The organism is Cupriavidus sp. C1SS-2L (assembly GCF_057073735.1).
This window is the reverse complement of the sequence record NZ_CP172708.1, coordinates 947,869-963,705: the sequence shown is the minus strand read 5'-3', so window position 1 is coordinate 963,705 and position 15,837 is coordinate 947,869. Positions and strand designations below refer to the sequence as shown.

The 15,837-nt window shown below is 64.9% G+C and carries 12 protein-coding genes and 1 tRNA gene; 3 read left to right on the top strand and 10 right to left on the bottom strand.

All coding sequences use genetic code 11. The annotated features are described in order from the left end of the window. Entirely contained in the window at positions 1 to 930 is a 930-nt protein-coding gene (locus tag ACIGJG_RS04455; protein WP_483672812.1) for a 2-hydroxyacid dehydrogenase, read from the top strand. A gap of 31 nt (positions 931 to 961) precedes the next feature. Here the strand turns inward: ACIGJG_RS04455 and ACIGJG_RS04450 are convergent, their stop codons facing one another. The 5 genes from ACIGJG_RS04450 to rpoD form a co-directional block, all read right to left on the bottom strand. Further along, positions 962 to 1,861 (bottom strand): LysR substrate-binding domain-containing protein, encoded by a 900-nt coding sequence (locus ACIGJG_RS04450; protein ID WP_011297075.1) that lies wholly within the window; start codon positions 1,859 to 1,861, stop codon positions 962 to 964. 116 nt (positions 1,862 to 1,977) lie between these two features. Continuing rightward, the gene (locus ACIGJG_RS04445; RefSeq protein ID WP_140951732.1) at positions 1,978 to 3,216 is read right to left on the bottom strand and encodes a metal-dependent hydrolase family protein; all 1,239 of its coding nucleotides are present in this window, start codon (positions 3,214 to 3,216) and stop codon (positions 1,978 to 1,980) included. A 1-nt stretch (position 3,217) separates the two neighbouring features. Beyond that, positions 3,218 to 4,555 (bottom strand): MFS transporter, encoded by a 1,338-nt coding sequence (locus tag ACIGJG_RS04440; RefSeq protein WP_483672811.1) that lies wholly within the window; start codon positions 4,553 to 4,555, stop codon positions 3,218 to 3,220. A 318-nt stretch (positions 4,556 to 4,873) separates the two neighbouring features. Continuing rightward, a tRNA-Ile gene (locus ACIGJG_RS04435) sits at positions 4,874 to 4,952 on the bottom strand. 9 nt (positions 4,953 to 4,961) lie between these two features. Next, a complete protein-coding gene (rpoD, locus tag ACIGJG_RS04430) occupies positions 4,962 to 7,313 on the bottom strand; it encodes an RNA polymerase sigma factor RpoD (RefSeq protein WP_011297072.1) in 2,352 nt (783 codons plus the stop codon). Here rpoD and ACIGJG_RS04425 point away from each other — a divergent pair. Beyond that, complete coding sequence (locus tag ACIGJG_RS04425; protein WP_235679863.1) at positions 7,225 to 7,578, top strand: hypothetical protein; 354 nt, start codon at positions 7,225 to 7,227, stop codon at positions 7,576 to 7,578. The genes rpoD and ACIGJG_RS04425 overlap by 89 nt on opposite strands. 142 nt (positions 7,579 to 7,720) lie before the next feature. Here the strand turns inward: ACIGJG_RS04425 and dnaG are convergent, their stop codons facing one another. The 3 genes from dnaG to ACIGJG_RS04410 all read right to left on the bottom strand — a co-directional run bounded on the left by dnaG (position 7,721) and on the right by ACIGJG_RS04410 (position 11,597). Beyond that, positions 7,721 to 9,535 carry a DNA primase gene (gene dnaG, locus ACIGJG_RS04420; protein ID WP_483672810.1) on the bottom strand — a complete coding sequence of 605 codons (1,815 nt, stop codon included), beginning with the start codon at positions 9,533 to 9,535 and terminating at the stop codon, positions 7,721 to 7,723. Between the two features lie 193 nt (positions 9,536 to 9,728). Then, a complete protein-coding gene (locus tag ACIGJG_RS04415; RefSeq protein ID WP_011297070.1) occupies positions 9,729 to 10,175 on the bottom strand; it encodes a GatB/YqeY domain-containing protein in 447 nt (148 codons plus the stop codon). A 171-nt stretch (positions 10,176 to 10,346) separates the two neighbouring features. Further along, the gene (locus ACIGJG_RS04410; protein ID WP_011297069.1) at positions 10,347 to 11,597 is read right to left on the bottom strand and encodes a BaiN/RdsA family NAD(P)/FAD-dependent oxidoreductase; all 1,251 of its coding nucleotides are present in this window, start codon (positions 11,595 to 11,597) and stop codon (positions 10,347 to 10,349) included. A 155-nt stretch (positions 11,598 to 11,752) separates the two neighbouring features. On the opposite strand from ACIGJG_RS04410, the gene tsaD reads away from it, so the two are divergent. Next, positions 11,753 to 12,787 (top strand): tRNA (adenosine(37)-N6)-threonylcarbamoyltransferase complex transferase subunit TsaD, encoded by a 1,035-nt coding sequence (gene tsaD / locus ACIGJG_RS04405; RefSeq protein ID WP_483672808.1) that lies wholly within the window; start codon positions 11,753 to 11,755, stop codon positions 12,785 to 12,787. A 67-nt stretch (positions 12,788 to 12,854) separates the two neighbouring features. Here tsaD and folE2 read toward each other — a convergent pair whose 3' ends face one another. Both folE2 and dxs read right to left on the bottom strand, forming a co-directional pair. Next, positions 12,855 to 13,667, bottom strand: a complete 813-nt coding sequence (gene folE2 / locus ACIGJG_RS04400) for a GTP cyclohydrolase FolE2 (RefSeq protein WP_483672807.1) — start codon at positions 13,665 to 13,667, stop codon at positions 12,855 to 12,857. Between the two features lie 235 nt (positions 13,668 to 13,902). Continuing rightward, positions 13,903 to 15,819 (bottom strand): 1-deoxy-D-xylulose-5-phosphate synthase, encoded by a 1,917-nt coding sequence (gene dxs, locus ACIGJG_RS04395; protein WP_483672806.1) that lies wholly within the window; start codon positions 15,817 to 15,819, stop codon positions 13,903 to 13,905. Positions 15,820 to 15,837: the final 18 nt, after the last annotated feature.

The following is a 15,837-nucleotide window of genomic DNA, read 5'->3' as shown; positions in this document are numbered from 1 at the left end:
ATGGGCATCCTCGTACATCTGCCATCGTTCATGGCCGGCGCCATTGGCGCCGCACTGCGCGAAGCCGCGCCCGACATCCCGGTCTGGATCGGCCGCGAGAACGCGCCCGCCGACGAAGTCGAAGCGATCATCGCCTGGGGCCTGAAGCCCGGCGTGCTGCCCGCTTACCGCAACCTGCGCCTGATCTGCAGCGCCGCGGCCGGCGTCGACAAGCTCGTGAGCGCGCCCGACCTGCCCGAAAGCATGCCAGTCACGCGCGTGGTCGATCCCGGCCAGCAGACTGGCATCGCGCATTACGTGCTTGCGATGGCCCTGCGCCATGCGCGTCGCCTCGGAACTTATGCCGAGCAGCAACGCCGTGGCGAATGGAAGCGCCACCCTGCCCCCGACCTCGCGCACTGCCGCGTGGGCGTGCTTGGCATGGGCGAGATCGGCAGCGCCGTGGCGCGCACGTTCGCGTCCATCGGCTTTCCGGTGGCGGGATGGAGCCGCAGTGGCAAGGGCATTCCGGGCGTGACCGACTACACCGGTGCCGAGGGCCTGTCGGCCATGCTCGCGCAGACCGATATTCTCGTCTGCACGCTGCCGCTGACGCCGCAAACCCACGGCCTGCTCAATCGCGAGACGCTGTCGCAGTTGCCCGCGGGCGCGTTCTTTATCAACGTCGGCCGGGGCGAGCATCTGGTCGAGCCCGACCTGATCGCGCTGATCGACGCAGGCCATCTGGCCGGTGCGGCGCTCGATGTGTTTTCGAAGGAGCCGCCGGAGCCCGGCGATCCGGTGTGGAACCATCCGCGCATCGAAGCGACGCCACACATTGCGTGCGATCCGTCGTATGAACTGGTCGCGAGGCAGTGCGTGGAGAACGTGCGGCGGATGCGGGATGGCAGGGAGTTGTTGAACCTGGTCGATCGGGCGGCGGGGTACTGAAGCACACGGCAGCCCAGAGCGGGGCTGCGTGTCAGGCCGTCGATGCCTGCCGCACCATCCAGTTGCGGAATGCGCGCGCTGCTGCCGGCTCCATGCGATCGCGCGGCCAAACCACGTAGTAGCCCCCGCCCAGGCTCGCGCTCGCTTCGCAGGCACGCACCAGCAGGCCATCGCGCAGGCATCCGTCGATCATATGCCGCCAGCCGAGCGCGATGCCCTGACCTTCTATCGCCAGTTGCAGCAGGATCGGATACTGGTTCGATGTCAGAAACGCGCGCGGATTCGCGTCATGCACGCCCTGGTGGGCAAACCATGCTTGCCATGACATCCATTGCCGCTGGCCGTCGTCGAGCATCAGCAAGGTCTCGTTGACCAGCGCCGACGGGGCCAGAGCGCGCCCACCGAGATAGGCTGGCGCGCACACGGGAAAGACTTCCTCGCCATATAGGCGCCGTGCCGCAAAGCCCGCCGGTGGACCTTCGCGCAAGTAGTACAGGCCAATATCGAATTCCGCGGCGGACAGCGACGCAAGGCTGTCATTGACGATCAGCCGCAACTGGATCTCCGGGTGCGCTGCGCGGAACGATGCCAGACGCGGTGTCAGCCACAGCACGGCCACCCCCGTGGAGCACGCCACAGTCAGGGCGGTGTGGCTGCGCACTTTCATCACGTCTTCGGTCGCTTCGGCGCAACCGACCAGCAAACGCTGCACAACCTCTGCATAGCGCTGGCCGCTGACCGTCAGCCGCAGCGCGCGCGGCTCGCGGATGAACAGCTTGCGTCCGAGAAAGCTCTCGAGCTGGGCGACCTGGCGGCTGATCGCGCTTTGCGTCAGGTGAAGCTCCGCCGCGGCACGGGTGAAGCTGCCATGCCGCATCGCGGCTTCGAAGGCGACAAGGTTAGGCAGGGGCGGTAGCGGGGAGATGCGCATGGAAGCTTCCGGTCGCTGAAGTCGCCATGATAGACCGCGAATACGACGCAAAGGGAGAGGAAAGCGTGAGCGAATGAGCCCGGCTCCGGCACGTCCGCCGGGACCGGCCCTAGCAATCAGTTCGCGCGACGGTGAATACGGCCGGCTTGCATCACGACGCTGAGGTGTTCCCCCTGTCCGGCGATCAGGCCGATATCGTGTAACGGATTGCCATCCACGAGCAGCAGGTCGGCCGTCGCCCCGGCCCGCACGGCACCGAGTTCGCCGTCGCGCTGCAGGATGGCCGCGGCGATCGAGGTCGCCGAACGGATCGCCTCGAGGTTGCCGAGCAGTTCGGCACGAATGCGGAACTCTTCGGCCTGGTGGTCGTGCATCTCGCCGAGCAGGTCCGAACCGTAGCCCATCGGCACGCCGGCGTCGGCATAGATGCGCAGCGACTCGCGCCCCGCCTGGCGCACGGTCTCGATCTTGGCAACGGAATCGGCAGGCAGGCCCAGGCGCGCGCCATCGCGTGCGAGCGCATCATAGGTGACCAGCGTCGGAACGACGAAGGCGCCATGCCTGCGCATTTCCTCCGCGGCGGCTGGGTCGACCAGATTGCCGTGTTCGATGGTACGCACGCCGCAGCGCACGGCACGCGTGATGGCACGGCCGGTGTAGGCGTGGGCCATCACATAAGTCTGCGCGGCCTCCGCTTCGGCCACGATGGCCCGGATCTCGTCCTCGCTGTACTGGGTATTGCCGATCGGATCGGTCGGAGACGCCACGCCGCCCGAAGCCATGATCTTGATCTGGGTGGCACCCTTCTGGATCTCTTCGCGCACCGCCAGGCGCACCGCGTCGACACCATCCGCAACCCGCGCGATGGCCCCGGCGCGGAATGCGCACGAGCAAGGCTCCAGCACGTCAGAACGCGGGCGGAAGTCGCCATGGCCGCCGGTCTGCGACAGCGCCTTGCCGGACGGAAAGATCCGCGGTCCGGGCACCAGGCCAGTGGCCACCGCCTGCGACAGGCCCCAGTCGGCGCCCCCGGCATCACGCACCGTGGTGAAGCCACGGTCGAGCATGCCCTTCATGATCGGCAAGGCGCGGATGGCGACCAGTACGTTGGGCTGCACCGCGTTCAGGCCCAGGTTTGCCAGCGACGCGAGCACGTGCACATGGCAGTCGATCAGGCCCGGCATCACGGTCTTGCCACGCGCATCGATGCGCTGTGCGTTGGGCGCATCGATGGCCGGGCCGACCGCGACAATACGCTCGCCCTCGACGAGGACATCATGGCCGCGCAGCAACTCGCCCATGCCGGGGTCGAGCACGTCGCCGCCGTGAAAGAGGATCTGTGGAATCTGGGTCATATCAGCGTTGTTGCAGGTAAGCGGGTTCACGGACAAGGCGCGTGCCGGCCAGGCTGATGGCGGCCGCGATCATGACGTAGATTGCGGGCGCCATGCTGCTGCCCGTGGTAGCAATCAGCCACGTGATGATGAACGACGCAAAACCACCGAAGATCGTCACCGCGAAGTTGTAAGCCACCGACAGGCCGGTTGACAGCACGCGCGCCGGGAACAGCTCCGAGAATGCGGCCAGAATCGGGCCGGTATACGCAGCGATCAGGATGCCGAACACGAGCTGGAAAACCAGCAGCGACGACAGCCCCGGCACATGATTGATGTACGCGAACATCGGCCAGGCCAGCACCAGGATCAGCAGCGCCGATCCGCTCAGCAGTGCGCGCCGGCCGATGCGGTCCGCGAGCCGGCCGACCAGCGGTGCGAACAGCATGATCGTGCAGCCACCGACCATGCCCGCGACAAAGCCGTCCGACTGCGGCACGTTCAGCACCTTGACGGCATAGGTCGGCATGTAGAACAGCAAGACGTAGGTGCACACCGTCCAAAGGATCACCATCGAAAAGCTGGCCAGCGTTTCGCGCGGGTAAGCCTGGAACACCTCCTTCAGCGGCGAGTCGGCGCGTTCGTCTGTTTCGCGGAAGGTCGGGGTCTCGTCGAGATGATGGCGGATATAGTAGCCCACCGGCCCGATGACGATGCCAAGCAGGAACGGCAGGCGCCAGCCCCAGCTGTTGAGCGCTTCAGGACTCAGCGAACGCGTGACGAAGGTGCCGACTGCCGCGCCAAGCAGCACGGCCACGCCGATGCTTGCCTGGATCCAGCTCGAGTAGTAGGCGCGCTCGCGTTCCGGCGCATACTCGGTCAGGAAGGCCGTGGCGCCGCCCATCTCGCCGCCGGCGGAGAAACCTTGCAGCAGGCGCGCCACCACGATCAAGAGCGGAGCGAAGATCCCCATCTGCTCGTAGGTCGGCGCGATGCCGATCAGCGTGGTGCCCAGCGCCATCAGCAGAATCGTCATCGACAGCGCGGCCTTGCGGCCGACACGGTCAGCATAAATGCCGAGCACGATGCCGCCGACAGGACGCATGAAGAAGCCCACACCGAAAGTCGCCACGGCGAGTAGTAGCGAGCTAAGGTCATTGCCGGTCGGAAAGAACAGCTTCGCGATGATGATTGCGAAGAAGCTGTAGACGGTAAAGTCGAACCACTCCAGCCCATTGCCGATCACCGTGGCGATGATGGCGCGGCGCCGTTGGGCGGGCGCGATGACAGCTGCGGACCGGCCCGGAGCCGTCGATGAATAGGTGGCGGTGGCGCTCGTTGGCGTGGCGCTGTTGTGCATGGGTCTCCTCGTCGGTAGCCCACCGCCGCGGCTCGTAGCGCATGGACCGCACGGCTGACTGGCAGATGGTGAGCCGATGTTAGGAGATGGGAGGCAGCGAGCGGTAGCGATATCTCCGCATGCACGCATGCGCGTAGCGCATGCGTGGGCTAAGGCCACGCCGGGCGGCTCAATCCATTGGCTGCCGGATCTTTATGCTGTGGTCCACCGGGACGTGGCACAGCAGCAGGATGGGCCGGGATAGCGGCACGGCTTCGAATTGCCGCCGGGAAACGAAAAAGGGTTGGCAGGAAATATCCTGCCAACCCTCTTCATTATTGGTGGGCCTCCCGTGAGTCGAACACGGCACCAACGGATTATGAGTCCGCTGCTCTAACCAGGCATGAGCTAGAGGCCCTTGGAAGCGTTAGTTGCCTTCCAGGAAACTCTTGAGCTTATCAGAGCGGCTCGGGTGGCGCAGCTTTCGCAATGCCTTGGCTTCGATCTGGCGGATACGTTCGCGGGTGACGTCGAACTGCTTGCCGACCTCTTCCAGCGTGTGATCGGTGCTCATTTCGATGCCGAAGCGCATGCGCAGCACCTTGGCTTCGCGCGGCGTCAGCGAGTCCAGCACGTCCTTGACGACGTCGCGCATGGAGCCGTGCAGTGCCGCTTCGGCCGGGGCCAGCGTATTGGTGTCCTCGATGAAGTCGCCCAGATGGGAGTCGTCGTCGTCACCGATCGGCGTTTCCATGGAGATCGGTTCCTTCGCGATCTTCATGATCTTGCGGATCTTGTCTTCCGGCATCTCCATCTTCTCGGCCAGCGTTGCCGGATCCGGCTCGTTGCCGGTTTCCTGCAGGATCTGGCGCGAGATGCGGTTCATCTTGTTGATCGTCTCGATCATGTGCACCGGGATACGGATGGTGCGCGCCTGGTCGGCGATCGAACGCGTGATGGCCTGGCGGATCCACCACGTGGCATACGTCGAGAACTTGTAGCCGCGGCGGTATTCGAACTTGTCCACCGCCTTCATCAGGCCGATGTTGCCTTCCTGGATCAGATCGAGGAACTGCAGGCCGCGGTTGGTGTACTTCTTGGCGATCGAGATCACCAGGCGCAGGTTGGCCTCGGTCATCTCGCGCTTGGCTTCGCGGGCGCGCTTTTCGCCCTCGGCCATCTTGCGGTTGACGCCCTTGAGTTCCTTGAGCGGCAGCACCACGCGCGATTGCAGGTCAATCAGCTTCTGCTGCAGTTCATGCACGGCCGGCACGTTGCGTTCGACGATGGTGCTGTAGGGCTTGCCATCGGCCACGATGGTGCCAACCCAGTCGAGGTTGGTTTCGTTGCCCGGGAAGCGCGCGACAAAATCCGAGCGCGGCATGCCGCATTTGTCGACCACGATATTCAGGATCGAGCGTTCGAGCTTGCGCACTTCGTCGACCTGGCCGCGCAGCGTGTCGCACAGGCGCTCGACGCTGCGCGCGGTAAAGCGGATGCCCATCAGCTCGGCCTGGATGGCTTCCTGCGCCTTCACGTAAGGCTTGGAGTTATAGCCTTCCTTCTCGAACGCGCGGCGCATCTTGTCGAACTGCTCGGCGATGACGCGGAATTTCTCGAGTGCGGACAGCTTCAGCTCTTCGAGCTGGCGTGCCGAGGCACCGGCGCCGGCAGCGTCGTCGTCTTCCTCGTCCTCGTCGGACTCTTCGTCCTCGTCGGATTCCAGGTCTTCTTCATCCGCGGCCGAAGCACCCGCGGCTTCCTGGGCCATTTCATCGGCGTTCGGGTCGATCAGGCCATCAACGAATTCGTCGATCTTGATTTCGTCGCTGGCGACGCGCTCGGCGTTGGCCAGAATTTCCGAGATCGTGACCGGGCACGCGGAAATGGCCATCACCATGTCCTTCAGGCCCGCCTCGATACGCTTGGCGATCACGATTTCGCCTTCGCGCGTGAGCAGCTCCACCGTGCCCATTTCGCGCATGTACATACGCACGGGGTCGGTGGTGCGGCCGAATTCGGAGTCGACGGTCGACAGCGCGGCTTCGGCTTCTTCCTCAGCCTCTTCCTCGCTGGTGGCGGACGGCGCGTTGTCGTTGAGCAGCAGCGTTTCGGCGTCCGGCGCCTGTTCGTACACGGCAATGCCGATGTCGTTCAGGGTGGCGACGAGCGTGTCGATCGTCTCCGAATCGACCATGTCGTCCGGCAGGTGATCGTTGATTTCGGCGTAGGTCAGGTAGCCGCGCGACTTGCCCAGCTTGATCAGCGCCTTGAGCTTCTGTCGACGCAGCTCGAGCTCTTCCTCCGTGCCCTGCTGGGTCGAGGCGAACTCCTTCAGCAGCGCCTTCTCCTTGGCCTTGCGGTCCTTGGCCTTCTGCTTTTCGGTCTTCGGCGCGGCGGCAGGCGCCGCTGCGGGCGTGTCGTTCTCGAAGAACTCTTCAGTCACGTCGTCAGTCGTGCTCTCGTCGCGCTGCAACTCCGCCTTTGGCTTGCGGCCACGCTTTTTCGGTTCCGGCTTGACTGCCGGCGCTGCGGGACGCTCGGATGCAACGGCGGCGGGAGAAGCGGCGCGTGCCTTGGGTGCCGGCGCAGTCGCACCTGCCTTGGCGCTTGCGCTCTTGGCACCGGCTGCTGCTGCCGTCTGCTTGCTTTCGACTTCGGTATTCTGCTGTTTCGCCACGGTGATACTCTTGCCTTTCACTGGTGCAGATGCGGCGACCTTGCCGCTCGTACTGGCGCTCTTGCCGCTCTCGCGTGCCGAAGTCGAGGCCTTTGTCATTTCGGATGTGCGATTCCTGGTGGCAGTGGCCAGGGCGGGCGATTCGGCGCCTCGCGCTGGCTTTGATGGCGCAGACCGGGGGGCCGGAGTCTTGACTGACGCGGTCGATGTCTTCGCCGCCGTCGTTTTTGCAGACGCCTTGCCGCTCCCTGATTGGGGAGCTTTCACGGAAACCTTTTCGGTTGCTTTGGCCTTTGCCATTGGCACGCTCACTTTTCACCAGACTTGGAGAGAAAGATTTCGCAATCCAAACCGGCTATTGTAGCACGCCACAGATAGCCAGCTTCCTGTCAGATATGGTTTTCACCTGAAAAATCAAGGGCTAAGCTCGACCCCGCCTTGGCTCAGCCTACTACATCTTCCTTGCTGCCCCGCGCAAATGCCCCCTCGGCACCATTCAGCCTGCTTCAGCCGAGACGGCGGCGGCGATGGATTTCACCCACCAGCCAGCGCATGCGCTGCTTGCCATCCTCATCGGCGGTACCGGCAATCACGGCCGCCTGCAGCCTTTCCAGTTCGCGGCTCAGCGGTTCAGCGAGCAGCTTGGTGACCGCGGCGTCGAATTCCTGCGTCGCGGGTTCCTCTTCAATTTCTTCACGCAGCACCGCTGTGCGCGCCGCAGCATACATTTCCGCATACGGCGATTGCGCCAGGTGCTCGCTAAAGGCCGCAAAGTTCACCTGACCTTCCACCTCGTCACAGGCAGCGACTAGGTGAGCCAGCACTTCGGCGTCCGCACCCTCCGGATCAAGCAGCAGTGCCCGGCTATCCTCGTCAAGACGCGCCGCCAGGGACGGATAGCACATCAGCAATTGCAGCACGCGCTGCTCGAGACCGGTCGGTGCCTGGCGCTTCGCACGTGGCCGCGGCTGGGCGAAGCGGCCGGCACGTGCCGGGTCGCTGCGCAGCCCGCAAATCGCCTCGATCTCGGCCGGTGTTGTCCCTGTAGCATCGGCAAGTTCGCGGATAATCTGTAGCCGCAGGCCGCAAGCCGGCATCGCCTGCAGCAGGGGCTTGGCTTCATACTGTGCGCGGGCACGACCCTCCGGCTGACGCATATCCTGCTCTTCCGTCACCGCCTGCAGCAGGAACCGCGACAACGGCATGGCGTCGCGCACCTGAGCAGCGAACGCTTCGGTACCCTCTTCGCGTACATAGCTGTCCGGATCGTGCTCGGCCGGCAGGAACAGGAAGCGGATGGCCTTGTTGTCAGCCACGTGCGGGAGGCACGCCTCGAGCGCGCGCCGCGCGGCGCGCCGGCCCGCCGCGTCCCCATCGAACGAGAACACGACCGAATCAGTCTGGCGCAGAAGCTTTTGCACGTGCACGGGCGTGCACGCCGTGCCCAATGTGGCCACGGCATTGGCAAACCCAAGCTGCGCCAGCGCCACGACATCCATATACCCTTCGACCACGAGGACGTAGCCGGTTTCCCGAATCGCGTGACGGGCCTCAAACAGCCCGTACAGTTCAGTGCCTTTGCTGAACAGAGGCGTCTCGGGCGAATTAAGGTACTTGGGCTCGCCCTGCCCCATGACGCGCCCACCGAAGCCGATCACCGCACCCTTGGTGTTGCGGATAGGGAACATGATGCGGTCGCGGAAACGGTCGTAGCGGCGTGGCTTGCCGTCCGCATCGCGCTTCTCGCTGCTTTCGATCAGCAGGCCGGCCTCCACAAGCGGCGCCGCAATCGTGTCATCGCGATAGCTGCCAAAGACGGCTTCCAGACCCTGCCAGTCGTCCGGCGCGTAGCCAAGGCCGAACTGGGCCGCGATCTCGCCGGTGAGGCCGCGCCCCTTCAGGTACTGGATCGCCTGCGGTGCGCCGCGCAGCTGGCGGCGGTAGAACTCCGTGGCGCGGCTCATGGCGTCGGACAACGCCACCGAACGCGCCTGCTGTTCCGCGCGCTGGCCCGGCGGCAGGCGGTCGCGCTCCTCGGGGACCGACATGCCCACGGACTGGGCAAGCTCTCGGACAGCCTCCGGATACGACTGCCCCGAATACTCCATCAGGAAACCGATCGCCGACCCGTGCGCCCCGCAGCCAAAGCAGTGATAGAACTGCTTGGTCGGCGACACCGTGAACGACGGCGATTTCTCGTTATGGAAGGGGCACAGCCCCATAAAGTTGGCGCCGCCCTTCTTCAGCTGCACATACTTGCCCACCACATCGACAATGTCGACACGGTTGAGCAGGTCCTGAATGAAGGATTGCGGAATCACCCGACTGACCGTCCTGATGGCATGGCCGTCCCTTGGTCGGGCAGCCGCTTTTTAAGAATGCGTGACCGGAAAGTCTCCCGGTTGCTATCGAACCATTGTAGTGTAGGCGCGACAATGCGCCTGAACTATCTGCATCGCCGTCCAATCTCGCCGATCAGTCGCCGATTTTCATGCAAAGGAATTAAACGTGCATTTACTTGGCCAGTGCGGCCTTGACCTGCGCGGACACGGCAGTCATGTCGGCGCGGCCGGCAAGTTTCGCCTTCAGCACGCCCATCACCTTGCCCATGTCCTGCGGACCGGCGGCGCCGGTTTCGGTGACGGCTTGCTGTACCGCGGCGGCGACTTCAGCTTCGGAAAGCGCCGCCGGCATATAGACCTTGAGCACTTCGACCTCGGCCTGTTCCTTCTGCACCAGATCATCCCGGCCGGCCTGCTCGAACTGGGTGATGGAATCCTTGCGCTGCTTGAGCAACTTTTCCACCACCGCCAGCACGGCGGTGTCGTCCAGTTCAATGCGCTCATCGACTTCGCGCTGCTTGATGGCGGCCAGCAGCAGGCGGATGGTGCCGAGGCGCTCGGTTTCGCGGGCGCGCATGGCGGCCTTCATGTCATCGTTGATTCGGGCTTTAAGAGACATCGTGATCTTCCGGGAAATTGGCGGGCGGCAAGCCTGCAAGCCAGAAATGCAAAAACCCGCAGCGGCGCTGGCCACAGCGGGTCTGCGCGCAAAGGCGGGCGCGGTAGGTCAGGATTGTAGCACCAAGCCCCCCACCGTCGATGGCGGCGCACCGGGCTGGATGCGCCGCATTCACGCGACAGCGCGGCCGTTGCGCGCGGCCTCGGCCAACGCGTGTCCGGCTGCCACCGCGGAAGCCCACGCCCATTGGAAGTTGTAGCCGCCGAGCCATCCCGTCACGTCGACGACCTCGCCGATGAAATACAGGCCCTCCACCTCGCGCGCCATCATGGTAGTGGAAGAGAGCCCGCGCGTGTCCACTCCGCCGATCGTCACTTCGGCCTTTCGGTAGCCTTCCGTGCCGGAAGGAACGACTTGCCAGTCGTTCAGCGACGCCCCGAGCCGCCGCAGCGCCTTGTCGGCAATGTCATGCAGCGGCAGGCTGCCGTCTACGCCGGCCGCCGCACACCACGCGTCCGCCAGCCGCGCCGGCAAGCGCTGAGATAGCAGGTTGGCCAGGTGCTTGCGGCTACCGGCCTTCTGCTCGAGCAGCCAGCCGGCGGCGTCCTCGCCATCGAACAGGTCGATCTTGATGGGCGTGCCGGGCCGCCAGAAGCTCGATATCTGCAGCACGGCCGGGCCCGACAGGCCGCGGTGGGTCCACAGCAGGTCTTCGCGAAACGCGCCGGCCGTCTTGCCGGCTCCGGTCGAGATATCGACTTCGAGCGACACCCCGGCCAGCGGCACGAACGGCTGCCAGGCCTGCCCGTCGAAAGTCAGCGGCACCAGCGCCGGCCGGGTCTCGATGATCTTCAGGCCGAACTGGCGGGCAATGCGGTAGCCGAAGTCCGTGGCGCCGATCTTCGGGATCGAAAGCCCGCCCGTGGCCACCACCAGCGCCCTGGCGCGCACGGTGCCCTGAGAGGTCAGCAGCAGGTAGTCGTCGCCCTCGCGGCGGACTTCCTCGATGCTGCAGCCGGTCTGCCAGTGCACATGGCCCGCGTCACACTCGGCGCGCAGCATGGCGATGACGTCTTCGGCACTGTCGTTGCAGAACAGCTGACCCCGATGCTTTTCATGCCAGTCGATACGGTGGCGCCGCATCAACTCCAGGAAATGCTGAGGCGTGTAGCGGGCGAGCGCCGAGCGGCAAAAGTGCGGATTGGACGACAGATAGTTGGCCGGCCCTGCCTGCAGATTGGTGAAATTGCAGCGGCCGCCGCCTGAGATGCGAATCTTCTCGGCCAGTTTCGTGGCATGGTCGATCAACACCACGCGCGCGCCGCCCTGGCCCGCCACGGCGGCACACATCATGCCGGCCGCGCCCGCGCCCAGCACGGCCACGTCATACCGGCCCGCCTGCCGACCCGCCACACCACTCATTCCAACCCTCTTTAAATGGGAACCCTGCCGTGCAGGGAAAGCGCAGATTGTAGCGAAAAGCACGCCGGGCGCCGGTGTGCTAACCTGCTGGGTTCCACGCAACCCGTTGTTTTGACGGCTGTTTCGATCCGATCGGACAGCCGCCCCTGCTTCCCATGCTTGTCCTCGGCATCGAATCTTCCTGCGACGAAACCGGCCTGGCCCTCTACGACACCGAGGCCGGCCTGCTCTCGCACGCCCTGCATTCGCAGATCGCCATGCACCGTGACTACGGCGGCGTGGTGCCTGAACTGGCCTCGCGCGACCATATTCGCCGCGTGCTGCCGCTGCTGCAGCAGGTGCTCGATGAAGCGGGCCGCAGCCGCGCGGACATCGACGCCATTGCCTTCACCCAGGGTCCTGGGCTTGCGGGCGCGCTGCTGGTCGGCGCTTCGGTCGCCAATGCGCTGGGCTTCGCGCTGAACGTGCCGATGGTGGGTGTCCACCACCTGGAAGGCCACCTGCTGTCGCCGCTGCTTACGCGCGAGCCACCGCCGTTCCCGTTCATCGCCTTGCTGGTTTCAGGCGGCCACACGCAGCTCATGGAAGTGAAAGGCATCGGCGACTATACGCTGCTCGGCGAAACGCTCGACGATGCCGCCGGCGAGGCCTTCGACAAGACCGCCAAGCTGCTCGGCCTTGGTTATCCGGGCGGACCGGAAGTGTCGCGCCTTGCCGAGTTCGGCACGCCCGGCGCGTTCGACCTCCCCCGGCCAATGCTGCATTCGGGCAACCTCGATTTCTCGTTTGCCGGGCTCAAGACCGCCGTGCTGACGCAGACGCGCAAGCTCGCCAACACCTGCGAGCAGGACCGCGCCAACCTCGCGCGCGCGTTCGTCGATGCGATCGTCGATGTGCTCGCTGCGAAGTCCTTTGCCGCGCTCAAGCAGACCGGCCACAAGCGGCTGGTCGTGGCCGGCGGTGTCGGCGCCAACCGCCAACTGCGCGAACGCCTGAACCAGCTCGGCAAGCAGCGCAAGATCGACGTCTATTACCCGGACCTCGCGTTCTGCACCGACAACGGCGCGATGATCGCTTTCGCTGGCGCCATGCGGTTGCAGGCAGCACCTGAGCTCGCGCAGCACAGCTACGGCTATGGCGTGACGCCGCGATGGGATCTGGCAGATATCCGCCTGCCTTCGGCTGCCTGAACAATGCCGACGCTGAAAACAGAAAGGCCACCGCGAAGGTGGCCGTTCCGTTTGTACTCAAACCGACTTACACAGTCGGCTCGAGCCGCTTGTCGCGTTCAATCACGGCGTAAGCGCTGTGGTTGTGGATCGACTCGAAGTTCTCGGCTTCGAGCACGTACGCCACGATGCGCTCATCGGCATTGAGCCGCATGGCGATATCGCGCACCAGGTCTTCCACGAACTTCGGGTTTTCGTACGCGCGCTCGGTCACGAACTTCTCGTCCGGACGCTTGAGCAGGCCCCACAGTTCGCACGACGCCTCTTCTTCCGCCATGCGCACCAGCGCTTCCACCGGCAGTTCGCCCGCCAGCTCGACATTCATGGTGATGTGCGAGCGCTGGTTGTGCGCGCCGTACTGCGAGATCTTCTTGGAGCACGGGCACAGGCTCGTCACCGGCACCAGTGCCTTCAGGAACACGCGCGTCACGCCGTTGCGGATCTCGCCGGTCAGCGTGACCTCGTAGTCCATCAGCGACTCCACCCCCGACACAGGCGCGATCTTGCTGATGAAGTACGGGAACGTGACCTCGATGCGACCGGCCTCGGCTTCGAGCTTTTCCAGCATCTTGTCGAGCAGCACGCGGAAGCTCGCTAGCTCCAGCGGCGCGCGCTCTTCTTCGAGCAGCGCGACAAAGCGCGACATGTGCGTACCTTTGACTTCGGCAGGCAGATGCACGTCGAGATTGAAGGTGCCCACGCTCGGAACCACGCCGGCCGGCGTCTTCAGCGAGACGGGATAGCGCACGCCCTTGACACCGACACGCTGGATGGGAATCTGGCGGGTGTCACGGCTCGACTGGACGTCGGGCATCACGAAGGCGGGATTGATGTCATTCATCTACGGTTTCCTCCAGGAGTGCACCAGGGGATGGCACAGGTCCTTACGGTCGCGGCATTTTCGCAGTCCATCCATGCCGCGCAACGAGTGTGAAACCACGGCGCCGGCAACACTCAAAGCCGACCCGCAGCTGCGAACACAAAAACGGGAAGTTTAAGGGAATTCACACGGAGCCGCCGAAAGCGGCTCCGTACCCTTACAGATCGTACGGGTGATGCCGTGCGCCTGCCGTGGATCAGGCCACGCGAGAAGCAACCGCGACGGGTGCCTGGCCGATGCCGAAACGCTCACGTACCGAGCGCTCGATGCCGGCGGCGTCGAGCCCGCACTGCGACAGCAGCAGGGCTGGATCGCCATGGTCGATGAAGCGGTCGGGCAGGCCCAGCACGAGTACCGGGATGTCGATGCCCGCTTCCGCCAGCGCTTCCAGCACGGCACTGCCAGCACCGCCCATGACACTGCCCTCTTCCACGGTCACGAGGTAGTTGTGCTCCTCCGCCAGTCGCTTGACGAGTTCAACGTCGAGCGGCTTGACGAAGCGCATGTCCGCCACCGAGGCGTCGAGCGCCTGCGCCGCGCCAAGCGCCGGGTGCACCATCGAACCAAAACCCAGGAACGCCACGCGCTGGCCCGAGCGTGCGCCGCCCGTACGGCGCATCACGCCCTTGCCCACCGGCACATCCTTCAGTACAGCTTCCGTCGCCACACCCTGGCCAGCGCCGCGCGGATAGCGCACGGCAGTCGGGCAGTTCTGGTGGAACGCGGTCGTCAGCAACTGACGGCACTCGTTCTCGTCGGACGGCGTCATCACCATCATGTTGGGGATGCAGCGCAGGTAGGCGATATCGTAGGCACCCGCGTGCGTGGCGCCGTCGGCGCCGACCAGGCCCGCGCGGTCCAGCGCAAACACCACCGGCAGGTTCTGCAGCGCCACGTCGTGGATCAACTGGTCATAGCCACGCTGCAGGAACGTCGAATAAATCGCCACGACGGGCTTCAGTCCTTCGCAAGCCATGCCGCCCGCGAACGTCACGGCATGCTGCTCGGCGATGCCCACGTCGTAGTAGCGCTCCGGGAAGCGCTTCTCAAACTCGACCATGCCCGAGCCTTCGCGCATTGCCGGCGTAATGCCGATCAGGCGCTTGTCCGCGGCGGCCATGTCGCACAGCCATTCACCGAAGACCTGCGTGTAGGTCTTGCGCGCGGGCTTGGCGGCCGGGCGGATGCCTTCGGCCGGGTTGAACTTGCCAGGGCCGTGATACAGGATCGGGTCGGCCTCGGCCAGCTTGTAGCCCTGGCCCTTCTTGGTCACCACGTGCAGGAACTGCGGGCCCGCGCCTTCGAGCGCACGCTTGCGGATGTTCTGCAGCGTCGGCACCAGCGAGTCGAGGTCGTGGCCGTCGATGGGGCCGATGTAGTTGAAGCCGAACTCTTCGAACAGCGTCGCCGGCACCATCATGCCCTTGGCGTGTTCCTCGAAGCGCTTGGCGAATTCGAGCACCGGCGGGGCCACCGACAGCACCTTCTCGATGCCCTTCTTGGTGGCAGCATAGAACTGTCCGCTGAGCAGCCGCGCCAGATGCTTGTTGAGCGCGCCGACCGGCGGCGAGATCGACATGTCGTTGTCGTTGAGCACGACCACCAGCGGCAGGTCCTTGTAAACACCCGCGTTGTTCAGGGCTTCGAAGGCCATGCCCGCGGTCATCGCGCCATCGCCGATCACGGCGATCGACACGCGCTGCTCGCCGAGCGTGCGCGCGCCCAGCGCCATGCCGAGCGCGGCCGAGATCGAGGTCGACGAATGCGCGGTACCGAAAGTGTCGTACTGGCTTTCGCTGCGGCGCGGGAAGCCCGAGATGCCGCCGAACTGGCGCAGCGTATTCATGCGCTCGCGCCGGCCCGTCAGGATCTTGTGCGGATAGCTCTGGTGGCCCACGTCCCAGACGACACGGTCGTCGGGCGTATGGAATACGTAGTGCAGCGCGATGGTCAGTTCCACCGTGCCGAGATTCGACGAGAGGTGGCCGCCGGTCTGCGAGACCGACTCCAGCACGTAGGCGCGAAGTTCATCGGCCAGTGTCCGCAGCTCGCGCCGGTCGAGCTTGCGCAGGTCTGCGGGGGCGTCAATCTTTTTGAGCAGTGCGTAGGTCATGATGTCCGTTCGGCCGCC